Source organism: Bradyrhizobium sp. 191 (assembly GCF_023100985.1).
GTDB lineage: Bacteria > Pseudomonadota > Alphaproteobacteria > Rhizobiales > Xanthobacteraceae > Bradyrhizobium > Bradyrhizobium diversitatis.
The window spans coordinates 7,135,102-7,159,495 of sequence record NZ_CP064692.1; the positions used below are offsets into that span (position 1 = coordinate 7,135,102).

26 protein-coding genes and 1 pseudogene are annotated in these 24,394 nt (G+C 63.4%); 15 read left to right on the forward strand and 12 right to left on the reverse strand.

Features of this window, described 5'->3' with window-relative positions; all coding sequences use genetic code 11:
- Positions 1-20: 20 nt before the first annotated feature.
- The 4 genes from IVB23_RS33450 to IVB23_RS33465 form a co-directional block, all read right to left on the reverse strand.
- A complete protein-coding gene (locus IVB23_RS33450) occupies positions 21-1,307 on the reverse strand; it encodes a divalent metal cation transporter (RefSeq protein WP_247801374.1) in 1,287 nt (428 codons plus the stop codon).
- Between the two features lie 238 nt (positions 1,308-1,545).
- Entirely contained in the window at positions 1,546-1,731 is a 186-nt protein-coding gene (locus IVB23_RS33455) for a hypothetical protein (protein WP_035676373.1), read from the reverse strand.
- A gap of 231 nt (positions 1,732-1,962) precedes the next feature.
- Positions 1,963-2,589, reverse strand: a complete 627-nt coding sequence (locus IVB23_RS33460) for a general stress protein (protein WP_197966988.1) — start codon at positions 2,587-2,589, stop codon at positions 1,963-1,965.
- Between the two features lie 11 nt (positions 2,590-2,600).
- A complete protein-coding gene (locus tag IVB23_RS33465) occupies positions 2,601-2,921 on the reverse strand; it encodes a hypothetical protein (RefSeq protein ID WP_247801375.1) in 321 nt (106 codons plus the stop codon).
- 483 nt (positions 2,922-3,404) lie between these two features.
- On the opposite strand from IVB23_RS33465, the gene IVB23_RS33470 reads away from it, so the two are divergent.
- The 3 genes from IVB23_RS33470 to IVB23_RS33480 all read left to right on the forward strand — a co-directional run bounded on the left by IVB23_RS33470 (position 3,405) and on the right by IVB23_RS33480 (position 4,728).
- On the forward strand, positions 3,405-3,632 hold the full coding sequence (locus tag IVB23_RS33470; protein ID WP_197966987.1) for a hypothetical protein: 228 nt from the start codon (positions 3,405-3,407) through the stop codon (positions 3,630-3,632).
- 433 nt (positions 3,633-4,065) lie between these two features.
- On the forward strand, positions 4,066-4,314 hold the full coding sequence (locus IVB23_RS33475; protein WP_061877902.1) for a hypothetical protein: 249 nt from the start codon (positions 4,066-4,068) through the stop codon (positions 4,312-4,314).
- A gap of 144 nt (positions 4,315-4,458) precedes the next feature.
- The gene (locus IVB23_RS33480) at positions 4,459-4,728 is read left to right on the forward strand and encodes a hypothetical protein (RefSeq protein WP_197966986.1); all 270 of its coding nucleotides are present in this window, start codon (positions 4,459-4,461) and stop codon (positions 4,726-4,728) included.
- On the opposite strand, the gene IVB23_RS33485 is transcribed toward IVB23_RS33480, so the two are convergent.
- Together IVB23_RS33485 and IVB23_RS33490 are read right to left on the reverse strand one after the other, a co-directional pair.
- Complete coding sequence (locus IVB23_RS33485; protein WP_245311931.1) at positions 4,722-4,982, reverse strand: hypothetical protein; 261 nt, start codon at positions 4,980-4,982, stop codon at positions 4,722-4,724. The two genes, IVB23_RS33480 and IVB23_RS33485, sit on opposite strands and share 7 nt — an antisense overlap.
- Positions 4,946-5,146, reverse strand: coding sequence for a hypothetical protein (locus IVB23_RS33490; RefSeq protein WP_247801376.1), 201 nt, complete (start codon positions 5,144-5,146; stop codon positions 4,946-4,948). The genes IVB23_RS33485 and IVB23_RS33490 overlap by 37 nt, the downstream gene beginning before the upstream one ends.
- Positions 5,147-5,860: 714 nt before the next feature.
- On the opposite strand from IVB23_RS33490, the pseudogene IVB23_RS33495 reads away from it, so the two are divergent.
- The 4 genes and pseudogenes from IVB23_RS33495 to IVB23_RS33510 form a co-directional block, all read left to right on the forward strand.
- Positions 5,861-5,998 (forward strand): annotated as a pseudogene (locus tag IVB23_RS33495) (GNAT family N-acetyltransferase); the annotation flags it as partial.
- A gap of 239 nt (positions 5,999-6,237) precedes the next feature.
- Positions 6,238-7,506, forward strand: a complete 1,269-nt coding sequence (locus tag IVB23_RS33500) for a CoA transferase (protein ID WP_197966984.1) — start codon at positions 6,238-6,240, stop codon at positions 7,504-7,506.
- Positions 7,507-7,596: 90 nt separating this feature from the next.
- Positions 7,597-8,802, forward strand: coding sequence for an acyl-CoA dehydrogenase family protein (locus IVB23_RS33505; RefSeq protein WP_245311932.1), 1,206 nt, complete (start codon positions 7,597-7,599; stop codon positions 8,800-8,802).
- Positions 8,803-8,811: 9 nt separating this feature from the next.
- Entirely contained in the window at positions 8,812-9,375 is a 564-nt protein-coding gene (locus IVB23_RS33510; protein ID WP_061877908.1) for a flavin reductase family protein, read from the forward strand.
- A 15-nt stretch (positions 9,376-9,390) separates the two neighbouring features.
- Here the strand turns inward: IVB23_RS33510 and IVB23_RS33515 are convergent, their stop codons facing one another.
- Positions 9,391-10,308 (reverse strand): NAD(P)-dependent oxidoreductase, encoded by a 918-nt coding sequence (locus IVB23_RS33515; protein WP_061877909.1) that lies wholly within the window; start codon positions 10,306-10,308, stop codon positions 9,391-9,393.
- Positions 10,309-10,474: 166 nt separating this feature from the next.
- Here IVB23_RS33515 and IVB23_RS33520 point away from each other — a divergent pair, with 166 nt between their 5' ends.
- The 6 genes from IVB23_RS33520 (at position 10,475) to IVB23_RS33545 (ending at position 16,792) form a co-directional block, all read left to right on the forward strand.
- Positions 10,475-11,458, forward strand: a complete 984-nt coding sequence (locus IVB23_RS33520) for an ABC transporter substrate-binding protein (RefSeq protein WP_061877910.1) — start codon at positions 10,475-10,477, stop codon at positions 11,456-11,458.
- A 74-nt stretch (positions 11,459-11,532) separates the two neighbouring features.
- The gene (gene ilvD, locus IVB23_RS33525; protein ID WP_247801377.1) at positions 11,533-13,227 is read left to right on the forward strand and encodes a dihydroxy-acid dehydratase; all 1,695 of its coding nucleotides are present in this window, start codon (positions 11,533-11,535) and stop codon (positions 13,225-13,227) included.
- Positions 13,228-13,354: 127 nt separating this feature from the next.
- Complete coding sequence (locus IVB23_RS33530) at positions 13,355-14,167, forward strand: ABC transporter ATP-binding protein (protein ID WP_245311933.1); 813 nt, start codon at positions 13,355-13,357, stop codon at positions 14,165-14,167.
- Positions 14,164-14,949 carry an ABC transporter permease gene (locus IVB23_RS33535; RefSeq protein WP_247801378.1) on the forward strand — a complete coding sequence of 262 codons (786 nt, stop codon included), beginning with the start codon at positions 14,164-14,166 and terminating at the stop codon, positions 14,947-14,949. The genes IVB23_RS33530 and IVB23_RS33535 overlap by 4 nt, the downstream gene beginning before the upstream one ends.
- Positions 14,946-15,713, forward strand: coding sequence for an ABC transporter permease subunit (locus tag IVB23_RS33540; protein ID WP_028180297.1), 768 nt, complete (start codon positions 14,946-14,948; stop codon positions 15,711-15,713). The genes IVB23_RS33535 and IVB23_RS33540 overlap by 4 nt, the downstream gene beginning before the upstream one ends.
- Before the next feature lie 32 nt (positions 15,714-15,745).
- Complete coding sequence (locus IVB23_RS33545; RefSeq protein ID WP_247801379.1) at positions 15,746-16,792, forward strand: peptidase M29; 1,047 nt, start codon at positions 15,746-15,748, stop codon at positions 16,790-16,792.
- Here IVB23_RS33545 and IVB23_RS33550 read toward each other — a convergent pair.
- Genes IVB23_RS33550 through IVB23_RS33570 form a run of 5 tightly spaced genes read right to left on the reverse strand, consistent with a single transcriptional unit; the run spans position 16,789 to position 22,507 of the window.
- The gene (locus tag IVB23_RS33550; RefSeq protein ID WP_247801380.1) at positions 16,789-17,781 is read right to left on the reverse strand and encodes a 3-hydroxybutyryl-CoA dehydrogenase; all 993 of its coding nucleotides are present in this window, start codon (positions 17,779-17,781) and stop codon (positions 16,789-16,791) included. The two genes, IVB23_RS33545 and IVB23_RS33550, sit on opposite strands and share 4 nt — an antisense overlap.
- 3 nt (positions 17,782-17,784) lie before the next feature.
- Complete coding sequence (locus tag IVB23_RS33555) at positions 17,785-18,873, reverse strand: NAD/NADP-dependent octopine/nopaline dehydrogenase family protein (protein WP_247801381.1); 1,089 nt, start codon at positions 18,871-18,873, stop codon at positions 17,785-17,787.
- Positions 18,870-20,405, reverse strand: coding sequence for a long-chain fatty acid--CoA ligase (locus IVB23_RS33560; RefSeq protein WP_247801382.1), 1,536 nt, complete (start codon positions 20,403-20,405; stop codon positions 18,870-18,872). Before IVB23_RS33560 ends, IVB23_RS33555 begins: the two co-directional genes overlap by 4 nt.
- A 2-nt stretch (positions 20,406-20,407) precedes the next feature.
- Positions 20,408-21,697, reverse strand: a complete 1,290-nt coding sequence (locus IVB23_RS33565; protein ID WP_247801383.1) for an acyl-CoA dehydrogenase family protein — start codon at positions 21,695-21,697, stop codon at positions 20,408-20,410.
- Between the two features lie 12 nt (positions 21,698-21,709).
- Entirely contained in the window at positions 21,710-22,507 is a 798-nt protein-coding gene (locus IVB23_RS33570) for an alpha/beta fold hydrolase (protein ID WP_247801384.1), read from the reverse strand.
- Between the two features lie 211 nt (positions 22,508-22,718).
- Between IVB23_RS33570 and IVB23_RS33575 the strand changes: the two genes are divergently transcribed.
- Positions 22,719-23,480, forward strand: a complete 762-nt coding sequence (locus tag IVB23_RS33575; RefSeq protein ID WP_247801385.1) for an SDR family oxidoreductase — start codon at positions 22,719-22,721, stop codon at positions 23,478-23,480.
- Positions 23,481-23,523: 43 nt separating this feature from the next.
- Positions 23,524-24,360, forward strand: a complete 837-nt coding sequence (locus IVB23_RS33580) for an enoyl-CoA hydratase family protein (RefSeq protein ID WP_131871000.1) — start codon at positions 23,524-23,526, stop codon at positions 24,358-24,360.
- Positions 24,361-24,394 lie beyond the last annotated feature (34 nt).

Consider the following 24,394-nt stretch of genomic DNA (forward strand, 5'->3'; position numbering starts at 1 on the left):
CGGCGCTTTCGCCTGTCTCGTCAGCCAACCACCGAAGAGACGAGCAGGGCGAGGACGGCCAGCGCCATCAGCGCAGTGCCGAGCCAGCCCAGCGCGATCAGCCATGAGCGGGCCCTGAAGCGGCCCATGATCACGCGGCTCGAGACGATCAGCATCATCATGGCCATGATGGGGACGGCAACGATGCCGTTGAGCACTGCGCTCCACACCAGCATGTGGATCGAGTCGATTCCGGTGAAGCCGAGGCCGAAGCCGATGAGGGTTGCCGCCGCGATGATGGTGTAGAAGCCGACCGCTTGGTCCGGCTTGGCCTCCAGCGTGGCACGCCAGCCGAAGATCTCCGCGACGCCGTAGGCGGCCGAGCCCGCCAGCACCGGGATGGCGAGCAGGCCCGTGCCGATGATGCCGATCGCAAACAGGGCGAAGGTGAAATCCCCGGCGAGCGGCCGCAGCGCTTCGGCCGCTTCGGTCGCCGAATTGATGTGAGTGATGCCGTTGGCATGCAGGACCGAGGCCGTGGTGAGGATGATGAAGAAGGCGATGCCGTTGGACAGCAGCATGCCGGAGATGGTGTCGGCCCTGATGCGCGCGAGCTCCGGATCGCCGCCGCGCTTGAGCTCGCGAAGCGGCTTGTCGCGCTGGCCCTGGTTCATCTCCTCCACCTCCTGCGAGGCCTGCCAGAAGAACAGATAGGGGCTGATCGTGGTGCCGAGCACGGCGACCACCATCATGAAATAGTCGCCGCTGACATTCGCCTCCGGCCACACCGCGGCGAGCAGCGCCGTGCTCCACGGGATATTGACGGTGAAGGCGGTCGCGACATAGGCGAACAGCGCCAGGGTGAGGAATTTCAGCACCGGCGAATAGCGCCGATAGGGCAGGAACACCTGGAGCAGGGTCGAGCCGGCCGCGAAGATCAGCGCGTGCTCGTGGTTGAGGCCGCCGATGACGAGCGAGAGCGCCTCGGCCATCGCGGCGATGTCGGCGGCGATGTTGAACGTGTTCGCGGCAACGAGCATGGCGACGAGCGCCAGCACCGCCCAGCGCGGCGCGATCTGCATGACGTTGGCGGCGAGCCCCTTGCCGGTGACGCGGCCGATCCGCGCGCTGACGAGCTGGATCGCGATCATGAACGGCGTGGTCAGGAATACGGTCCAGAGCAGCCCGTAGCCGAATTGCGCGCCGGCCTGCGAATAGGTGGCGATGCCGGACGGATCGTCGTCGGCAGCTCCGGTGACGAGGCCCGGCCCCAGCCTTTGTAGCAGCGTCGGCGCGGATTTCGCCGGGGTGAGGGCGCTGTCGCGCATGAACGGGGGGACCTCGCAAGGGGTGCTTGGCGTGTGCCTGACAAATGCGAATGAGGGAACATAGGTTCCTGCCGCGCCAGCGCGAATATTTCTGATAATACTAAATGCACTTGCTCCGTCGGGCAAAACAGGGGTAGATTGCCAGCATCGCAAGACGTCTCGAAAGTTCGCCCGGTCCGCAACTCGCAACCGGCGGGGGAAAACCAAACTGAGTCTCGGATGAAGCGGCCCGGGTCGTCTACTTCACGCTGACGAACATGCCCCAGGCTGCGGCCAGCGCCGCGCCGGTGAAGAGCACCACCGGATTGTCGCAGAACGTGCCGCCGTAGCTGCACACGTCCGCTCCGAATTGGCCGAGCTCATGACGACTCGCGGAATAGAACAGTCCCGACAGCACCAGCAATGCAGCGGCGACGTAGTACATTGACGATCTCCCGGCTTGCCCCGTCCAGGCGACATGTCCCAGCATGACGCGAAGAGATTTCGTTTCGCCGAATCCGCTTTGCTGCATTTAAGATAAAGTTTGACCCGTCGGGCAAAACACTGGCAGGATGAGACCATCGGACAGTGCCGGCGTCGCAATGATGACCGGCGTTCGATCTGAAACAAAGGCCCCGCGTCGCGGGGCCTTTGTCGTGTTGGGCCTGCTACCGGCCTATCGCCGACCGCCCGCGCCGTACAGTTCGCGCTCGCGGCGGATGTCGTCGGGAGCGAGCGGCGGACTGGCGGCATCGAAATCGGTCCAGCCGGATTTCTTCCAGGCCGAGCTGCGATCCTGCAGGTTCACGGACCTCTCGTGCAGAAGCGCATCGAGGCGTGAGCGATCCTGGTCCGGGACCCTTGCCGACACCAGCGTGCCGCCACGGCGAACGCCCTCGGCATAGAGCGATGCATCCTCCCTGGAGACGCCGGCTTCCGTCAGGGCGCCTACGATGCCGCCCGTTGCCGCGCCGGCTGCCGCACCGACTGCGGTCGCGGCGAGCCAGCCGGCGGCGACGACGGGCCCGAGGCCAGGGATCGCCAGCAGGCCGAGACCGGCGAGCAAGCCTGCCGCGCCGCCGAGGCCGGCGCCGATGCCGGCACCCGTTCCGGCGCCTTCGGCGCGATCGTCGGTGCCGTCGCGGTCACGGTCGACCTTGCCGGACGACGAGCCGTACCAATTGTCCGAATTGTTGGCGACGATGCTGATGTCGGAGTGCGGTACGCCGGCGTTTTCGAGCCGCCTGACAGCCTGCTCCGCATCGGAATAATTGTCGTAGAGACGGGAAATGGTTGTCGTCATGCTAATTCCTCCTACTTGGCGGGATTGACGTTGCCTTGAAAGTCGACGCTGACATCGGTCTTGGTGCCGGCCTTGTCGGCCTTGCCGCGCCAGACGCCTTCGTTGTCCTTCTGCAGGCCGGAGACGTTGGAATATCCCGCGTCCTCGATCCGCGATTTCGCCTGTCCCTCTGTGAAGCTGTTGCGGCCGGCGACCGGCGCATTTGAGTTGTTCTGGTCCGAGCTGTTGACGGCGTTGTTTCCGGGCCCGCTTTGCGCCGGCTGCGACTGTGCGCCCGCGGGGACCGCGCCGAGCAGCAACAGGGTTGCGGCCAGCATAGTTAGACGTGACATGCTTTTGTCTCCTGCAAGTGATTGTGCCGGCGACAACATGCGAGATTCGAATTGGTTGCTAATACGCTGGTGGAGTTTGCAGCGGCGGTTTGCTCGGCAATGTCGAGCGAGCCGTGGCCTTCGCTCGACCGCCGCAGGGACGTTCGCCAGCAGACTGCTACTTTGAAGACTTCACAGGCTCGCCTTGGCTCCTCGTGGCCTCCCAGGGCGCTGGGAGTATGACGCGGATGGGGCGGGCTTCGGCGGAGCTTTGAACAACAGGCGCGGCCTGGTCCTTGACGGGCTCTGCTACTGCTCCGGCCGGCAGCGCGATCAGCATCGCCAGAGAAGTTGTCACGAGCCGCATGTCCAACATCGAAGCCTCCTGTTGGCGCACCAACGCGGTCGGTGCCGGTTGGTTCGAATCCCAGACCGGGAACAAGTGGCAATTTGTCCTGTTTGTAGATGACAGGCCTGATGATCAGGCTGCCGGAGGAGGACACGATGAATATCAAAGCGATCATTGCAGCCGCCGTGCTGACGTCAGTTGCGGCTCCCGCATTTGCGCAATCGTTCTACGTGGTGCAGGACGTCAAGACCAAGAAGTGCACCATCACCGAGTCCAAGCCGACGACAACGGAAACGACCGTCGTCAGCGGCGACACCGTTTACAAGACCAGGTCTGAAGCCGAGGCCGGCATGAAGACCGTCAAGGTCTGCACCTCGCACTGAGGAAATGCCTGTGCTTTTGCTTCGGGCCATCCCGCTGTGATCCTTCTTGGCGGCGCGCCTACCTAATCGGTCACATGCACTGAGACGGAAGGCGCGGTGGCCGTGGTCCCGCCAGGGCTTCGGCGCCTCCCGAGGCAACAGCGCGATCGATGAAAGCCCGCGCGGAGCAATCCGTCGCGGGCTTTGATTTTGAGGACGCAAACAGGCGGGGCCGTGCGGATGACCTCGACGAAACACGCCTGAAACAGTGCTGAAACCCGATTGTCCTGAACTGCTCGGCTCCGGGCCCCGACCAAACAAAGCGAACAGGAGAGACAATCATGATCCAGATCGGTTCGAAGGAAGAAGTCGCGTTCTTGCTGGCGCTGTTCGGCACCCATACCCAGCCGGTCAAGCGGCCGAAGCCGAAATCGCAGCAAAGGTGAGAGAAGCCATGCCGGGCCTTGCCGAATGCCAGAGCCTGTTGCGGCTCCTGATCGCAAAGGGCGATCCCAAGGCCATTCCGCTCGCCAGGGGCGCCATCGATGAGTTCCTGAACACGGCGCCGGCGAGCGCCCGCGGGCGCGGCCTGCGCGTGCTCCAGCGCGACGCGCTCGACCAGCACGATGCCGCGGTCGGCGTGCAGCGCTCGTTCGCCGAGACCGTGGACGCCTATATCGAGCGCAAGCTTGCGGAGGAGTGAGAGGCGAGCGCGCGAGCTGGCGTACTCCGGTCCCGGCTGAACCTGCGCGCTCCGTTCCCGAAACCCTTTGATCCCAAGCGAATATTTTCGTCCCGCTGGAAACCTTTGTCCGCCGCTCGGCCTATTACGGCGGAGGATGCAACAATGCCCCGATACTACTTCGACCTTCGCGACGAGAACGGAATTGCGCTGGACGAGGAGGGGCTGGAATTGTCCGGCCCGCGCGCGGTTCAGGCCGAGGCCGCCAAGTCGGTCGCCGACATGGCGCGCGATGCGGTGCTCTCCGCGCAGGTCTCGGGCGGCCGACAGGAGATGGCGATCGACGTTCGCGACGCCGGCGGCCCCGTCATGCAGGTGAAGTTCTGCTTCGAGATCGAAGATCTCACGTCGCGATCCCGGTCACGCGATCATTGACGCGTCAGCATGGGGCGTGATGGCTCGGGCAGCGGCGGCCGAGACTGCTCGGACTCCAGCACGGCGACCTTGCGGCCGAGCTGCCAGACTTCGACCTTGCCCAGCCGCGTGAACTGCTTCGCAACGGCCAGCGCGGAGGAATCGGACGGGGCTTCGAATGCTTCAGCGGAGCGGAAGACGCCGTTCTCGCCGACGAGATAAGCGCGATATTGCTGCATCATGTCGGCGCCCTCAGGCCGGGCGAGCGCAGCCACGTCTCGATCTGCATGGCGGTCTCGTCCTGCCGCACCTGGCGCAGCAGCCTCTCGCGGCGGCGCCCCGGCGCCAGCGTGCGTGCCTCCTCGCGACAGCGAGCGGCTTCGTCAGCGAGTCTTTCGTTCAGGGTTCTGGTCTGCTTGAACCGACGCCGTGTCAGCATGGCGCTGCTCCCTCGTTGGGGTGTGGCGGGAGCGCAACTGGCGTTCTCATCACCGATGAATGCCACGGGCCTTGCGGTGATGGACCAAGGTTACGCTTCCGGCGAAGGCGAGTCACATCATTTGATACATCCGCAGATTAAATTTTCGAGTGCAAGTTCAGCCATTTGAGCCGCTTACTCATCTTGCGGCGTCGCGATTTCTGAGTTCACTTTTGAACAAAGGCGACGTCGGATCGGTTGCACGACATGATCGGCCAGTCTCTCGTCCGTGGACGCGGTGGTTGAGAGAGCAGGCGCGCTCTTGCCTGCTAGCGAAGCGAGCACAGGTGCGCATCCATCGGCCGTTGCCCGCCGGGCGCGAGCGGGCCGAACACATGCTGCGGATCGCGCGCGAATGCCGCGAGCTGTTGAAGCAACCGCGATCCGATCTGTTTCTCGGACGGAAGACAATGGACGCGCCTCCGAAGGAGGAGGATGGCGGTGGCTGGTGACGCGGTGCGTCGGCTGGAGCATTGAAAGCCCCTTGGCCCGTCATCGGCGAAACAATGTGTCATATGTGACCGAACTCTAAAGGGTGCGTGGAGGTCGGCGAGCCTGAGGGGGCATGTTATTCGAAGACGTGTCGGATCTCCCTCCGATCGTCCCCCGAAGAACTTAAAGGTGGTGCTCTCTTCCGAGTGTTGTTGGGCTCGCTGCGGGTGGACGAGTGCACGATGGGAGAGCATCGTTTCCGATACGACGGACAATCCGATATCTGCCAATAATTTCATCCAGGCGGGCTATCGGCTCTATGAACCCGAATTGCCGTGGGCCTGGTCGCACACGCTTTACTGGCGAAAGTGGCTCCGCTGAGAGAATGGGGCGGGGTTTTCCCGTAATGCGGAACGTGGCAACGGTGAATAGCCGGTGCGAGACGTCACGCAGCCTATGTGCCAGGAATATCGAAGGGCCCGGTAGCCTGATGGCTGCCGGGCCCTTTTTGCGTATTTGGGCGATGCGGGCGAAGCACTTGCGAAGTCGACCATGCCGGGCTTTAAGTTCGCTCTTGCGGGAAATTCGGCGGCCATAAGCCGATGTAAGGGAGCGCTATCATGCCCACCAAGCCTCAATTGCCGGTGCGTTCGTCGCGAGGGACTGGAGGGCCGACCGCGCTCGATGGTCTGCTGGTCGTCGATTTCACGCGCGTGGTCGCCGGCCCGGCCTGCACCCAGACGCTCGCCGATTATGGCGCCCACGTCATCAAGATCGAAAATCCCGACGGCGGCGACGACACGCGCGCCTATGAGCATGCCGAGATTGGCGGCGAAAGCGCTGCCTATCTCAGCCTGAACCGCAACAAGCGCGGCATTGCGCTCGACCTTGCCGTGCCGGAGGCCCGAGAGATCGCGCTGGATCTGATCCGCAAGGCAGATGTGGTCGTGGAGAACTTTTCGAGCGGAGTGATGAAGAAGTTCGGGCTCGACTATGAGTCGGTCGCGCCGCTCAACCCGCGGCTGGTCTATTGCTCGATCTCCGCCTATGGACGCACCGGCCCGTTTGCTTCGCGGCCCGGCTTCGATCCCATCACCCAGGCGGAAAGCGGCTTCATGTCGCTCAACGGATTTGCCGACGGCCCGGCGGTCCGTACCGGCCCGCCCATCGTCGACATGGCGACGGGGATGTCCGCCTGCAACGCTATCCTGATGGCGCTGCTGGCGCGGGACCGGCTCGGCCGCGGCCAGCATGTCGAAGTCGCCCTGTTCGACGTTGCGATGGGGATGACCGGCTTCTACGGCATGGCCTATCTCATCAACGGCGAAAACCCTGGCCGGTTCGGCAATTCGCCGAGCGGGTCTCCGACCGTCGGCGTCTATGAGGCCTCCGACGGGCCGCTCTACATGGCCTGCGCCAACGACCGGCTCTACCGCCGGCTCGTGGTGGAGGTCCTGAACCGACCCGATCTCATCACCGATCCGCAGTTTGCCACGCGCAAGGCGCGTTCGGAAAACAAGGAGCTGTTGCGGGCAGCCATTGCAGAGGTCTTTGCAAGCGATACGCTCGAGAACTGGATGGCGAAGATGAAGCTGGCCAATATTCCGGTCGGCTACCTCCGCACGGTCGAGGAGGGGTTCAATGCGCCCGAGGCGCGGGAGCGCCATCGCTTGAACCGGATTCCGCACCCGACAGCGGAGTGGGTGCCAAACATCGAGCCACCGATTGCCATGGGCATGACCGGCGCGATCGATCCCGTTGCGGCACCTCTGTTGGGCCAGCATACGAAGCAGGTCCTGCATGATACGCTCGGTTACGACGAACGTCGCATCGCCCAATTTGCCGAGAAGGGCGCCTTTGGCTCGGCCAAGCCTCCGACGCCGGCTTGAGGACCTTGCCTCGGCTTGATTTAGCGAGGGTCTCGCCGCATAAATGTGTGAAAGCGAGGGACTCGAATGGCGCTCGGTCAGGAGCCGCGCATGACTCAGCCCACCGGACAGCAAGACGGCGGAGAAGTCTATGCGGCAATGATTGCGAAGGCTCGGGCGCTCCTGCCGCGAGTACGCGAGCGCGCCGCACGGACGGAGGAGCTGCGGCGTCTTCCGCCGGAGACCGAAAAGGATCTCCATGACGCCGGCCTGTTCCGGATGCTCCAGCCGGCCAGGATCGGCGGCGCCGAGCTCGACTATGTCGCCCTCGTCGATTGCGCCGAGCTGCTCGGGCACGCGGATGCGTCGGTAGCCTGGAATCTCGCCAACCTGGCGAGCCATCATTGGATGCTCGGCATGTTCGAGCAGAAAGCGCAGGATCTGGTCTGGGGCAGTGATCCGGACGCGCTAATCGCATCCTCGTTCATTTTTCCCGCCGGACGCGCTACGCGGGTCGCGGGTGGATACCGGTTGCACGGAAGCTGGCCGTTCTCCTCGGGGGTTGCCTCCTGCGAATGGAACATGCTGGCAAGCGTGGTCTACTCCGAGGACGAGGCGGACGGCATCGAGTATCGAATCTTCCTGCTGCCGAAGGGCGATTACACGGTGCTGGACACCTGGAATGTCGCAGGATTGCGCGGGACGGGATCTTGCGACGTCGAAGTCCGGGACGCTTTCGTGGCCGACTACATGACAGTCGCTGTCGGTGACCTCTCAGGTGGCCCGACACCGGGAAGCAAGGTCAATCCGAATCCGCTGTATGCGTTACCCGTGTTCTCGCTCTTCCCATACGTTCTCTCCGGCGTCGCGCTGGGGAATGCGCAGGCATGCCTCGACGATTACACAGAGGTCGCGCGTCATCGCATTTCAACCTACAATCGTGCCAAGCTGAGCGATTTTCAAAGCACGCAGATCAAGATCGCGGAGGCATCGGCGAAGATCGATGCCGCACGCCTGATCATGCGGTCGGCCTGCCTCGATGCCATGACGGACGCTCGGCGCGGCCATATCCCTGACATGGCGACCAAGACCAGATACCGGCGCGACGGATCTTTCTCAGTGAACTTGTGCACGGACTCGGTCTCGATGCTGTTTGCCGCGAGTGGCGCGCGTGGTCTGTTCACAAGTGGCATGTTGCAGCGGCAGTTCCGCGACGCGCACGCGATCAACTCGCATCTCGCGTTCAACTTCGATGCGGCCGGGACCAATTATGGACGAGTGGCACTCGGCCTGCCGTCCGAGAATCTGACGCTGTGAGGCCGGCCGATGAATGATCTGCCGAAGCAGCCCCGCGCTCCTGATCCCGCCAACGAGTTCGCGAGCGACAGCTCGCTGATCGATCCCCGCGATTTTCGCAACGCGCTCGGAACCTATGCAACGGGCGTCACGATCATCACGGCGGCAGCGCCTGACGGCAAGCCCTACGGACTGACGTGCAATTCGTTTGCGTCGGTCTCTCTGAACCCACCGCTGGTTCTGTGGAGCCTCGTCGTCTATTCCTCGAGCCTGACCATCTTCCAGAACGCCAGCCATTTCACCGTCAACGTGCTTGGTGCTTCGCAACAGGCGCTTGCGAACAAATTCGCAAAATCATCGGACGACAAGTTCACCGGCGTGGACTGGGCGCCGGGCCTCGGCAACGCGCCGGTACTCGCCGAGAGCGTTGCCAACTTTCAATGCCGCTCCGTGAATCGCTACTATGGCGGCGACCACGTGATCTTTCTCGGCGCGGTCGAGGCCTACACCTACAATGCGAAGGAGCCGCTGCTCTTCGCACGGGGGGTGTTCGGCCGCTTCATGGCCGACGATGAACGCAAGAAGGCGCCGTAACGCGCTTCAGGTCGCCTAGACAGCCTGGCGTTCCGGCGCCGATAGCTTGTAGATTTCCAGGGCGTCCGCTTCCGCACCTCGCGCGGCTTTCGCCAGCCTGAAAAGTTGTCCGGCAAGGGTGGCCATCGGCACTGGCGTCGACGTCGCCTGTGCGACATCGGCGACCGTATCGAGGTCCTTGAGCATCGTGGCGATGTGACCGAGCGGTGGGTTGTGAATGCCCTGGACCATCCGCGGCACGAACAGCTGGAGCGGAATGGAATCCGCAAAGCCGCCGGCGAGTGCTTCGGGCAACCGGTTGGCATCGATTCCGGCATTCACGGCAAGGCGCGTCGCTTCCGCGAGGACGGCCATCGCGCATCCGACGATCACCTGGTTACACAGCTTCGTGGTCTGGCCGGCTCCGATCGGGCCCATGTGAGTGAACCTGCGCGCCATGGCCAGCACATAAGGCCGCACCCTTTCGATGTCGCCAGCTTCCCCGCCCGCCATGATGGCGAGCGTGCCTTCCTCGGCGCCCTTCGTGCCCCCGGACACGGGCGCATCGATCCAGCCTGCACCGTTCGCGTCTCTCAGTCGCGTTGCAAGATCGCGCGCCGCGTCGGGATGTATGGACGAGAAGTCGACGACAAGCTTGCCCGCGCCGGGTGCCGCTGCCAGACCTTCGAGCCCGAAGATCACTTCCTCGACCGCGGCCGCATCGGTCACGCACATGAAGATGATATCCGAGTTCACCAGGAGATCACGAGGCGTGACCGCGCGCTTGGCGCCGGCCTCGGCGAGCGGCGCCACCTTGCCCTCCGAGCGGTTCCAGACAGCGACCTGATAGCCGGCCTTGAGCAGGCGTCGGGTCATCGGCGTGCCCATGAGCCCAAGGCCGAGATAGCCGAGCCTCTCGGTGCCTTGCGGGTTTGCCTTGCTCTCATCAGCCATAGGTTGCCTCCTTCTGTCGCAATGCGACGGCCCCTTTACCATACATTGTGCATCCGACGGCAAAACCTCCCGGCTTGCATGGCTTGCCTGATTGTTTGAACCATGAAACATTTGAGGAGGTCGGGTTGGGGGCGCCTGTCGGCGCCGGAGCAGCGGAGTGGGTACGATGCGAACCGTTTCGAAATGGATCCTGGCTTTGGGGGCGGCAGCAGCCGTGAGTGCAGCGGCAAGCCCGTCATGGGGGCAGCAGACGATCCGCGTCGGCTGGACGATCCCGGCCGAGGAATCCAAGTACTGGATGATGCGCAGGCCGGCCGAGTTTCCCAGCATCGGCAAGACCTACAACGTCGAATGGACCCAATTCCAGGGCACCGCGCCGATGACGCAGGCATTGGCGGCCGGCGCGCTGGACTGCGCGACGCAGGCGCCACTGTCGCTCTCCAATGGCGTGGTCGGCGGCAATCTCAAGGCCTATATCGTCGCGCAACACGTCTTCGAAAAGCCTGGCGGTTTCTCGGTCTATTGGGCCGTCAAGGATGACTCGCCCATCAAGACGATCGCCGATCTCAAGGGCAAAACGGTCGGCATTTCCGTGATCGGTGGCGGCACGCAAGGGCCATTCAACCTGCTCTTGAAGCAGAATGGCGTCGATCCGGCCAAGGACATCAAGCTGGTCGAGGTCGGCTTTGCAGTTTCCGAGGACGCGCTGCGCCAAGGCCGCGTTGATGCGGTCAACATGAACCAGCCGTTTGCCGCACGCGCGGAGGCCAAGGGCGGCACAAGGAAGCTGTTCTCGCTGTCCCAGGCCATGCCGAACATCGTGCACATCCTGGAAGCCTGCCGTGCCGATTTCGTCGACAAGAATCCGGAGCTGGTCAAAGCCTATGTCCGCGACATCACGTCAGGAATGAAGAAGGCGCTGGCGAACCGCGAAGAGACCCTGAAGGTCGTATCGGAGGTGCTGAAGGCGCCCGTTCCGGTGCTCGAGACCTATCTGCTCAAGGACAATGATTTCGGTCGCGATCCAGGCGCAGCACCAAACTTCCCCGCGATCCAGAAGATGCTGGATATCTATGCAGAGACAGGAATGCTGCCCAAGTTGGATGTCGCGCAATTCAAGCATCAGACGATCGTCGCTCCGCTGGAATAGAAGCGGACGAACGATCGTGCGTGAGACCGCAGCGTTCCGGATCATCCGGGACGCTGAATGAAGAAGATGCACATATGAAGAAGTTGCGATCACGCGTCACCACAAACGGGCTTGACCGGGCCCCGCATCGTGCATTCATGCGCGCCATGGGGCTGGACGACGCTGCGATCGCCAAGCCGATGGTAGGCATCGTCAGCATGAAGGGCGAGCAGACGCCCTGCAACATGACCCACGATTTCCAGGTCGCCGCGGCCAAGACAGGCATCGAGGAAGCCGGCGGCACACCACGCGAATTCTCGACCGTGTCGGTCTCCGACGGCATCAGCATGAACCACGAGGGGATGAAGTTCTCCCTGTTCTCGCGGGAGCTGATCGCCGATTCGATCGAAGCCGTCGTGCATGGGCTGGCCTACGATGCGCTGATCGGATATGGCGGATGCGACAAGACGCTTCCCGGCGTGATGATGGGTATGGTTCGCTGCAATGTGCCGTCCATTTTCATCTATGGCGGCAGCTCGCTGCCGGGCCGCGTGGACGGTCGCACGTTGACGGTGCTGGACTCCTATGAGGCCGTCGGCAGCTTCATGACCGGTGAGATCGACGGCGCTACGCTCGAGCGGATCGAGCGCGCCTGCTTGCCGACGATCGGCGCGTGCGCCGGCCAGTTCACCGCGAATACCATGGGAATGGTGTCGGAGGCGATGGGCCTGACCATTCCAAACGTTTCGATGGTGCCCGGTGTCTACGCTGAGCGTGCGCAGATCTCGCGGCGTGCCGGACGGCTGATCATGGAGATGCTGGGGCGTGGTGGACCGCTGCCGCGCGATATCGTGACGCGCAAATCCCTGGAGAACGGCGCGGCGATCGTGGCCGCGACGGGCGGCTCGACTAACGCCGCGTTGCACCTTCCTGCCATCGCGAACGAGGCCGGCATTGCATTCGCGATCGACGATGTGGGCGAGGTATTTGCCAGGACGCCGCTGATCGGAAATCTGCGGCCAGGGGGCAAATACACGGCGAAAGATGTCTACGACATCGGCGGCGCGGCGGTGGTCATCCGCGAGCTGATCCAGAGCGGGCATATCGATGGCAGCTGCATCACCATCACGGGCCGAACGCTTGCCGAAGAATATGATGCGGCCAATGCTCCCGATGGCGAGGTCGTTTACGCGTCTCGTGCGCCTATCATGCCAGATGGGGGCGTTGCAGTTCTGAAGGGCAACCTCTGTCCGGACGGTGCGGTGATCAAGGTTGCCGGTTTGAAGAGCCAGTTCTTCGAGGGCGTCGCGCGTGTTTTCGAGGATGAGGAAGCCTGCGTCAAAGCGGTTCGCGACCGCAGCTACAAGGCGGGCGAGGTCCTCGTGATCCGCAACGAAGGGCCGGTCGGCGGCCCCGGCATGCGTGAGATGCTCGGCGTCACCGCGCTGATCTACGGACAGGGCATGGGCGAAAAAGTTGCCCTGATCACCGACGGGCGGTTCTCGGGGGCGACCCGCGGCATGTGCATCGGCTACGTGTCTCCCGAGGCGTTTGTTGGCGGTCCATTGGCGCTTGTTCGCGACGGCGACAGGATCCGGATCGATGCCGCAAATCGGCGGATGGACGTGCTGCTCGACGAGCAGGAGTTCACCGCGCGGCGGCGCGATTGGAAGCAACGCCCGCCGCGTCACCGTGCAGGTGCGCTCGCAAAATATGCGCGGCTGGTCGGCCAAGCGCCGGGCGGAGCCGTTACGCATGAAGGCCCGGCAGAATGGCCGTGGTTCGAATGACGCACCGCACGTGTGCGAAGGCGACGGCCTGTCTGGCAGGTTTCTTGCTAAGCTCGTGCTGCTGAATGTTCGCGCGAGTGAGACGAGATACGGGATGACGGTAGTGGCTGCGAGATCGAGCGAATGGATGAGACCGGTGACATCACAAGAGCCGGCTTCCGCAATCATCGAGATCGATCGCGTCTCGCAGGTCTTTCAGACCTCGGCGCGCAAGGATCATTTGGCGCTGTCGGATATCTCGCTGACGATCGAGGAGGGCGCCTTCGTCTCAATTCTCGGTCCATCCGGCTGCGGCAAGTCGACACTGCTCTATATCGTTGGCGGCTTTGTCAGCCCGACCAGCGGCATGGCGAAGATCAAGGGACATGCGATTACCGGGCCCGGTCCGGATCGCGGACCCGTGTTCCAGGAGTTCGCCCTGTTTCCTTGGAAGACCGTGCTGGGCAATGTGATGTATGGCCCACGCCAGCAAGGTGTGCGCACCGCCGAGGCCGAAGCGCAGAGCCGGGCTCTGATCGAGATGGTCGGCCTCAAGGGCTACGAGAACTTCTATCCGAAAGAGCTTTCTGGCGGCATGAAGCAACGCGTGGCGCTGGCGCGCACGCTCGCCTACCATCCCGAAGTTCTGCTGATGGACGAGCCGTTCGGTGCGCTCGACGCGCACACCCGGACGCGCCTGCAGAACGATCTTCTGACCATCTGGGAGCGCGACCGCAAGACGGTGCTGTTCGTCACTCATTCGGTCGATGAGGCCGTCTTCCTCTCGGACAAGGTCGTCATGATGTCGAAATCACCTGGGCGCATCCGGCAAGTCATCGACATCGATCTGCCGCGGCCGCGCCGCCGCAACGAGTTGTTGCTCGACCCGCGCTATCAGAAGTACGTCGTCGATATCGAGCGCATGTTCGATGAGAGCGACGAAGCCGGGCCTGTCTCATGATGACACCGGCTGCGTTGACCAAACGGGCTGCTCCGGTACTGGCCTGCATCGGATTGCTGGCGGTGTGGCAGGTTGCCTCGCTGGCGCTGAAGAACGACAGCTTCCCGACGGCGATTGAGGCGGTCCGGGCAATTCCGGACATTCTCGGCGACAAGGAGTCCCTGCTCAACATCCTTGCTTCGCTTCGCCGCATGGCGATCGGGTTCGGTGTAGCGGTGCTGGTTTCGATTCCACTGGGGCTGTTGATGGGACGCAGCCGGGGCGTCGCGGCCTTCTTCAATCCGCTCCTGATGGTGATTTATCCGGTGCCGAAGGCCGCCTTGATGCCGATTATCATGCTTTGGCTGGGCGTTGGAGACGTCACCAAGACACTGGTGATCTTTCTGGGCGTCAGCCTCCCCGTGATCTACCACAGCTTCGAGGGTGCCAAGGCGGTCGAGGAGAAGATGCTGTGGTCAGGTGCCGCGATGGGGCTTTCGCCCGCACAACGCCTAGTGCGGATCGTGCTGCCCGCGGCGCTGCCGGAAATTCTGACCGGGTGCCGCACAGGGTTGGTGCTGGCGCTGATCACGATGATCACCAGTGAGATGATCGCCCGTCAGTCGGGCGCCGGCAATATCCTGTTCAATGCGCTCGACATGGGCCAATACGACACCGTCTTTGCGATGATCATCATCGTGGGGGCGATGGGAATTTTCCTCGACGCGCTTTTCGAAAGGGCTCGTGCCAGACTTGTGCGTTGGTCCGAACCGCAGTTCGACATGCCGCTGAGCTTCTCATGATGTCGCGCTTTTTCTCCCCAAACGTCTTTCTTGGGATTGCCCCGATCGTGCTGGTGATCGCGGTATGGCAGGGCTTGGTGTCATTCGGCTTTGCGCCCGCGGTCTTGCTGCCGCCGCCGGGGTTCGTCTTCGGCCGGCTGCTTCAGCAGCTCGTGACGTTCGCGTTTCAGCAGGAGATCGCGGCAACGCTGATCCGGCTGTTTGCGGGGTTCGCGATTGCGGTCGTGCTAGGCGTGAGCATCGGTATCGCGGCTGCCGCCAACCCTGCGATCAACGCCGTGGTCCGTCCTATCGTCCGCGTATTGGCGCCGTTGCCCAAGGTTGCCCTCTATCCGGCGCTCCTGCTCCTGCTCGGGTTCGGCCACGGATCGAAGATCACGTTGGTCGCCGCGGACGCCTTGTTTCCCATTCTGCTCTCCACCTATTACGGTGCATCGACCGTCGAGCAGAAGCTGATCTGGTCGGCCATGGCGGCAGGAACGCCGCGCTATGAAATCCTCTTCAAGGTGGTGCTGCCGGCCGCGATGCCGTCGATCCTGACGGGATGCCGAATCGGCCTTGTCATTTCCTGCATCGTGGTGTTTCTGGCCGAGATGATCACGTCGACGGACGGATTGGGCCATGCACTTGTGACGGCGGCCCGAACCTTCCAGGCCGTCGATATGTTCGTGCCCCTGATCACGATCTCGCTGCTGGGGCTGATCCTGAACGGCCTGCTGGGAGCGCTGCGCTCGTACTTGCTCCGGGGCTTCCCTGAAGCGTAACAAACAAGAACTCTGAAGACCGGGAGAGAACCATGCTGGCCGATCGCATCGAAGCAAAATGGATTGATGCATTCTGCGAGATATTCGAGCGATGTGCCGTCAAGGCCGGAGATACCGCGGCGATCCTCTCGGAAACCCAGTCGCGTACGTTGAACGTGCATCTGGCGGAGCTTGCCCTGCTGCGAATGGGAGCGCGGCCGTTTCATGTGGTGATGCCGACGCCGCGTAACCGGAATATCGTTCCGGTTCGTTCGACCGGAGCGAGCGAGGCGATCCAGCGCCTAGGACCGGTGATCAGCGCGCTGCAGCAGGCCGGTTTCGTGGTGGATTGCACCATCGAGGGCCTGATGCACGCGGTGGAGACGCCTGAGATACTCAAAGCTGGCGCGCGGATCCTGGTGATCTCCAACGAGCATCCCGAGGCGCTGGAACGGATGGTGCCGGATCCTGCGCTCGAGAAGCGTGTTCGCGCCGCGGCGAAGATGCTACGCGGGACCAAGCGGATGCGGGTGACGTCGAAGGCCGGAACGGCGCTCGACATCGACATGGTCGGCGCCTCCACGGTCGGTGTGTGGGGCTGGACCGACAAACCCGGAACGCTGGCGCATTGGCCAGGCGGCATTGTCGTCAGTTTCCCCAAGAGCGGCAGCATCAACGGTACGCTGGTGATGGCGCCCGGCGACATCAATCTCACTTTCAAGCGCTACCTGACGTCTGCTGTGAAGATGACGTTGAAGGACGACTATGTCGTCGAGCTGGAAGGCGAGGGCACGGATGCTGCGATGATGCGTGCCTATCTCGCCGCCTGGGGCGATCGCGAAGCCTACGCCGTGTCGCACGTCGGCTTCGGCATGAATCCGGGCGCGCGCTATGAGGCGCTGTCGATGTACGACCAGCGCGACACCAACGGCACCGAGATTCGGGCCGTCTCCGGCAATTTCCTGTTCTCGACCGGAGCGAATGAATTCGCGGGGCGCTACACGGCAGGACATTTCGACCTGCCGATGATGGGGACGACGATCGAACTCGACGGCGTTGCGGTGGTCCGGGAGGGCGCGCTCCAGGACGTCTTCGGCTAGTTGCGGTCGAGCACCGGGGGGCGCGCCAGTCCGAAATGCCGGAGCAGGTCTACCATGGCCTGGAGCCGCTTCGCGCGATAGGCGTCGATGTCGAGCTCGGAATAATCGAGAAAACCAGCGCCCGTGCGCAGGCCGATCCGGCCTTCATGCATGTTGCGTGTAATGACGTCCGGCGCGCGATAGCGCTCGCTCCCGAGTGCGCCTTCGAGATAGCGGCTTGCATAGTACAGGATGTCGCCGCCGCCCCAGTCGATGAATTCGAGCAGCCCGAGCACGGCATAGCGGAAGCCGAAGCCATAGCGGATCGCCTTGTCGATCTCTTCGGCGCTGGCGACGCCTTCTTCGACCATGCGCGCGGCCTCGTTCATTGCCAGCGCCTGGATGCGGGGGACGATGAAACCCGGTGTGGCGGCGCAGACCACCGGTACCTTGCCGATGCCCTCGAGCAATGCCTTGACATCGTCGATGACGGCCGGATCGGTGGCCTTGCCGGCCGAGATTTCGACCAGCGGAATCAAATAGGCTGGATTGAGCCAATGCACATTGAGGAAGCGGCGAGGGTTCACGATCGCGCCCGAGAGATCGTCGACGAGGATTGTCGATGTCGTCGATGCAATGATCGTATCCGGGCCGACTTGGCTTGACGCTGCCGCCAATACCTCGCGCTTGAGCTCGACCACCTCGGGTACGCCTTCGAAGACCATGCCGGCCTCGGCCAGTGCCGCATCGCGTCCGGCGGCCGCGACGACCGAGACGCGCGCGATGAGCGGATCGACATCCGCCTCAGCCAAGAGCCCCAGCTTCGACAGGCTGGCGAAGGTCTTCCTGACTTCACCGAGCGCGTCCGTTTCCAGCCTGGTGAAATCCTCCGCGGAACGCGCCTTGATATCGATCATCGTGACCCTGTGGCCTGCATAGGCGAACGCGACGGCGATGCCGCGCCCCATGCGGCCGGCGCCTAGACAGACGATGTTGGCGCGCTTGGTCATCGATCAAAATCCATTGCGAAGCAGCGTCTGCAATTCGGCCTTCCTGAGATTGCCGAGCCCTAGCGTCTCGAGCGTCCGGCCACCTTGCGCAAAATCCTCCCCGCAGACCGCGCCACCTATCGACAGGAACGCTCTGGCGAGCGGCGTGGCCACACCAGCCAGATCGGCGACGGACACTAGCAGAGACAGCCCGAGCCGCAGATCCTCGCGCATGTAGCGGTGTTCGGTCAGCACGATCCATTCGCGCCAGTCGCCGGAATCGGTCAGCCGGTCGTGCGAGCCCCGGCCATACATCCAGATCTCGCCTTCTTTCGCGTAGTGATGAGCGAGCGGGAAATGCGGTGCGCCGTAGCCGAGCGCCTCCCGCACCGCGATCCGCTCGGCGTCGAGCGCGTCGGTAACCCGGCGGATCGCGGCTTGCGTGCCTTCCTTGTGAATGTCCCAACGTTCGAAATGCTCGATCGGGCCGGCATTCATCACGATCAGTGGCGGATGGATGATGGGTCCTGCATTCATGAGCGCTCCGGACAGCGCGTCTCCACACGGCTCGATCACGCCCGGGAAGGCACGTCCGATGACATCGAGTGCGTGAGGCGCCTGGTCGAACGGGAACACACCGACTGGCAATCGCTTGGCGCGGATGGTGATCGCGACCTCGAATGGTCCGTGCTTGCGGGTCAGCCACGGCAGCGTGCCGGTCTCAGCAAAGCTTGCCTTGGCGTGGTTGCCGGCATCCCGCGCCGCCTGGGCGAAGATCATCGAGCCGAATGTCGCCGGCGGCAGAAACACGACGTGGCCGTCTCGCAGATGCGGGGCGAGCAGGTGGGCGATATCCGGCTGTGCGAAGGCAGGGGCGGGGCACAGGATCAGCTCCGTGCCGTTGACGGCTTCGGCGATGTCGGTCGTGACCAGCGCGAGCTTCACGTCGTGGCGGCCGTTGTGATCCTTGACCAGGATGCGCGCGCCCGCGGTACGATGTGCCGCGACCTGATCGGCATCGCGGCGCCAAAGCCGCACCTCTTGTCCCGACAGTGCAAAATCGCCCGCGGCCGCGAAAGAGCCGTTCCCCCCACCCAGAACCGCAATCTTCAAGATGCTTCTCCTTGCGCGCGCGACTGCGTATCAAGCTGCTTCAGCAGGAAATGCTGGACCTTGCCGAGCGCCGTCCGCGGCAGATCGGTGACGAAGACGATTTCGCGCGGAACCTTGTAGCGCGCGAGTTGCGCCTGAAGATGCGTCCTCAATTCGTCGGCCTCGAGCCGGCAACCGGATCTCGCAATGACATAGGCGATCGGCACCTCGTCCCAGCGCGGATCGGGCCGGCCGATCACGGCGCATTCGCTGACATCAGGATGTTCGAGCAGGACGCGCTCGACCTCGGCCGGGTAGACGTTTTCTCCGCCTGAAATGATCATGTTCTTCTTGCGGTCGCGAACCCAGAAATGGCCGTCAGCATCGCACAGGCCGATATCGCCGGTGCGATACCAGCCGTCATGCAAGGCATCGCGCGTTGCGGCCTCGTTGCCCCAATATTCAAAGAACACGTTGGGCCCGCGCACCGCGATCTCGCCCGGTGTGCCCGCCGGCATCTCATTGCCAGCCTGATCGATCACTTTGGCTTCACAGCACAGGCCGGCAAGGCCGGTCGATCCCACGCGCGAAAGATCGCCGCCGAGCCTCGTGTAGATTGCGATCGGGCAGGTCTCGGTCGAGCCGTAGACCTGAAGCACCGGGACATCGCGCGCGACAAAACGCTCGATCAGGTGTGGAGGCACGATGGTCGAGCCTGTTGCGACGGCCTTGAGCGACGAAAGGTCGGCGGTCGCCCAGGCGGGATGCTCGCTCACCGCCTGGATGATCGCTGGCACCAGCACCGTGAGCGTCGGCCGCTCCTGTTCGATGGCCGCAAGCGCGGTATCCGGCGCAAAGCGCGCATGGATCGTGACCGTCGCGCCCAGTTGGAGCGCCGGCGTGGTCTGGATGTTGAGGCCGCCGACGTGGAAGAACGGCAGCACGGTCAGCACGTGGTCGTCGGACGTCATGTTGTGCATGTGCTGGCTCATGACGCCGTTCCAGAACAGCGCCTCCTGGCGCAGTACCGCGCCTTTCGGGCGCCCGGTCGTCCCCGACGTGTAGACGATCAGCAGCGGACACGAGAGATCGGTGTGCGGGTTTCGGCTGGTGCCGTCGCACCTGGCCAGCAGGCCTTCGAGCGTTGTGCCGCCGGGTGGTGCGAAATCGAGGCCGACGACGGCAGTCCCCGGTGCGGACTGCGCGAGCGTGGAAAGAAGTCCCTCAAAGGCTTGCTCAAGCACAAGAACCTTGGCGCCGGCATCGCTGAGAATGAACAGCTGCTCGGCGATAGCCAGTCGCCAGTTCAGTGGCACCAGGATAGCCCCGAGCCGCGCGCACGCATAGAGCAGCACCAGATAATCGGGTCGGTTCAGGCTCAGAATTGCGACGCGGTCGCCGCGGCCGACACCAAGCTCCTGCTTCAAGGCGGCTGCTGTCCGTTCGATGCGTGCGGCGAATGCCGCATAGCTCAGCCGCGTCCCTTCGAAGGAAATAGCCGTCTTGTCTGGAGCGAACGCCGCATTGCGGTCTATCAGGCTGCAGAGGTCCACCGTCAGTCGTCCGTTTCACCGGCCTCGTACAGCGCTTCGCGCCCGATCCGGTCGAGGCAGAGCTCGGCGGTCCAGGGCAGCATCAGCGAGCCGCAGCGGCTGTCGCGATAGATCCGCTCGAGCGGCAGCGACCTGAGCATGGCCTGACCGCCGCAGGTGCGGATCGCGAGTGCGGCGAGCTCATTGGCGCCTTCCATCACCGAATATTGCGCGGCATAGGCCCGCAGCACCTGCTCCTTGCTCGGATTGGCGCAGGCTTCGGTGACGGCCTGGAACCAGATCCCCTTGATCTGCTCCAACTTGATCTGCATCTGCGCGACCGCGATCTGCTTGGTCGGGTACATCCGCCGCTTGACCGGCGGCATGCCCGGCACCTCGCCGCGAAGGTAGCGCACGGTGAAGTCATAGGCGGCTTGTGCGAGGCCCATATAGGTCGGCGACAGCGTCAGGAACATGTGCGGCCAGCGCTGAGCTGCCTGGAAATAGACGCCGCGTGGCATCAGCGCAGAATCCTCCGGCACGAACACGTCCTTGAACAGAAGCGTCCGCGAGACCGTGCCGCGCATGCCGAGTGGGTCCCAGTCGCCGACGACCGAGACGCCTTGCGACTTTGCGGGGATTGCGAGGTAAAGCGTGTTGCGGCGCGAGGCCTTCTCGCCTTCTTCGATTTCGGTGCAAAGCACGCCGTAGTAGTCGGCGTGGCCGGAGAGCGAGGCAAAGATTTTCTTGCCATTGACGATCCAGCCCCCCGCAACCGGCTTCGCTTCCGTGCCAAACGCGATACCGCCGGCCGCCGCCGCGCCACCTTCAGAGAAGGGTTGCGAATAGATCGCGCCCTCCTCGACGATGCGCTTGTAGTGGACCGCGCGCCGCCGCTCATGCTCCGCGCGCGTCTCTGTATCCATGTCGAGATCGTCGGCGAGGGGCCCCGACCACAGAGTCGAGCAGACATGCATGTTCCAGGTGAGCGCGGTTGCGCCGCAATAGCGGCCGATCTCGGCGGCAGCCAAGGCATAGGTCTGGTAGTTCGCGCCAAGTCCGCCGTGCTTCTTGGGGACTGCGATTCCGAGCAGCCCGACGCGATGCAAGTCGCGATAGTTTTCGGTCGGGAAGATCGCCTCGCGATCATAGATCGCGGCGCGACCGGCAAAGACGCTCTGCCCGATCTCGCGGGCGCGTGCAATGATGCCGGCTTGCTCCTCGCTCAGGCGGAAAGCAACAGGATCGAAGATCGGCGCATCCAGCGCGACCTTGTCGGTCGCGCCAATCGTCTTGCTGACTTGCATGGTCATCGCGCAGTTACCTTAGGCTTTGGCCGCGAGAGAGTTCAGAAACCCGCCGAGAGCTTCGTCAAAGGCGGCAGGGCGTTCGAGATTGGCGAGATGGCCTACGCCGGCGAGCTCGACATATGCAGCCCCAGGGATATAGGTCGCGGTCTTTGCCATCATCGGGGCGGGCGCATTGTTGTCCCTGGAGCCGGACAGCAGCAGTGTTGGGAGAGAAATATCCCGAAGCGTGCTCCGCTGATCGAAGCCGATGAGGGCCAGCATCATGGCGCGATAGCTTGCCTCTGGCACGCTTCCCATGCATTCGCGCGCCAGCTCCATCCCGTTCGGATCGGGATCATCGCCGACCAGCTCCTTCACCAGCGTTGGCGCCAGCGACTTCATGGTCTCCCCACGATCGAGCGGCCCGAGCCGTGCCGCGATGAATGATCTCTGCCAATCGCCGTCGGCCTTCCCGAAGGCAGGGCTGGTCTGCGCCAGCACGACCGCTCGTGCCAGTCTAGGGGACTGCACCAGCCACTTCTGGACGATCATGCCGCCGATGGAATGGCCGACCAGAATAGGTTTGACCGCACCAAGCTGTTCGATGAATTGCTGAAGCGCATCGGCCAGGGCAGCGATGCTGACGCTGGCGAGCGGCGCCGATCCGCCATAGCCCGGCATGTCCCATGCGATCGTGTGGAAGCGGTCGCCGAACGTGGCAAGTTGCTGCCGCCAGCTTCGCGCCGCGCCGCCAATGCCATGCAGGAAAATCAGGGGCATCGCACCCGGATCGCCGGCAGCTTCATAGGCGAAGCGTCCGTCCTTTGTTATCATTGGCGCAGGCTGCGACACGCGACATCCTTTTGCTTGGCCCGTTGATGCTAACAGGCCTGTAGGGGATGGGAAGAGATAATTTTATACTTAAAGCAATTTCCGGGCCGCTTCTGTGCGGCGGTGTTCGGGAGGCCAGCGCCGGTTTCGTTGCAAAAATTTGAAGGTTAAAATATATCGGAAGAACGATCACGAGATCCGAGGGAGACAGCGCATGTCCGGATTGCCGCACTCGCCGCACGCACTGGTGACCGGCGGCGGTCGCGGCATCGGCCGCGCGATCGCTGCTTCTCTCGTCGACGCTGGCGCGACCGTAACCGTGCTTGGCCGGAACGCGGCGGTTCTCGAAGAGGTAGTCAATGCGGGTGCGGCGCACTTTGCGGCCGTCGCTGATGTCTCGAACGAAGCGTCCCTGAAAGCCGCCATTGCCGGAGCGAGTGCGCGCAAGCCGATCGACATCCTGATTGCCAATGCAGGCAGCGCCGAATCGGCGCCGTTCGCGAAATCGGATGCCGCCCTTTTTGCGCGCATGATGGACGTCAATTTCATGGGCGTCGTGCATGCCGTCCAGGCCGTGCTGCCGGGCATGAAGGACCGCCCCTATGGCCGTATCGTCGCTGTCGCGTCCACGGCCGGGCTCAAGGGCTATGCCTATGTCAGCGCGTATGCTGCTGCAAAGCACGCCGTAGTCGGTCTCGTGCGTTCGCTCGCCCTCGAGATGGCTGGAAGCAATGTGACCGTGAATGCGGTGTGTCCCGGCTTCACCGACACCGATCTCGTCGCAAGCAGTATCGAGAACATCATGAAGAAGACGGGGCGGACGCGCGAGCAAGCCATTGCAGAACTCGCGAAACACAACCCGCAAGGACGCCTGATCACGCCGCAGGAAGTGGCAGACGCGGTTCTCTGGCTGTGCGGTGAAGGCGCGAGCGCAATCACCGGGCAGGCGATTGCCGTGGCCGGGGGGGAGGTCTAGCGTGCCAGGTGCAGTCGCGGAACAAGGAAGCCAAGGAGATCGCATGAGCAGACCCGCCAATCCCGTCACCGTGCCGCTTGCAGACTACTCGCCGCAACACTTTATGCTGGCTGTAGTCGATGGCGTCGCGACGGTCACGCTCAATCGCCCCGAACGAAAGAATCCGCTGACGTTCGAAAGCTATCGGGAGCTGACCGATTTCTTCCGTGCCTGCGCCTTCGACGATGCGGTCAAATCCATCGTCGTCAGCGGTGCCGGCGGCAATTTCTCGTCGGGCGGCGACGTGTTCGAGATCATCGGTCCGCTCGTGAAGATGGACACGAAGGGCTTGACCGCCTTCACTCGAATGACCGGCGACCTCGTCAAGGCGATGCGGGCCTGTCCGCAGCCGATCGTGGCTGCGGTCGAGGGCATCTGCGCCGGGGCCGGGGCGATCATCGCCATGGCATCTGACATGCGCCTTGCGGCGAGCGGGGCCAAGGTGGCGTTCCTGTTCAACAAGGTGGGGCTGGCCGGCTGCGACATGGGGGCCTGCGCAATCCTGCCGCGGATCATCGGGCAGTCGCGCGCCTCCGAACTGCTCTACACCGGCCGGTTCATGACCGCGGAAGAGGGCGAGCGCTGGGGCTTCTTCAGCCGCATCGTCACGCCGGAGCAGGTGCTGCCCCAGGCGCAAATTCTGGCGAAGCAGATCGCGGAAGGGCCGACTTTCGCCAACACCATGACCAAGCGGATGCTGGCCATGGAATGGGCGATGTCGGTGGAGGAGGCGATCGAGGCGGAGGCCGTTGCCCAAGCGTTGTGCATGACCACGGCGGATTTCGAGCGCGCCTTCGAGGCTTTCGCCAACAAGGTCAAGCCGGTATTCAGGGGCGACTAAACCGATCGCCTCGACGGTGTCCACGCCAGCAACG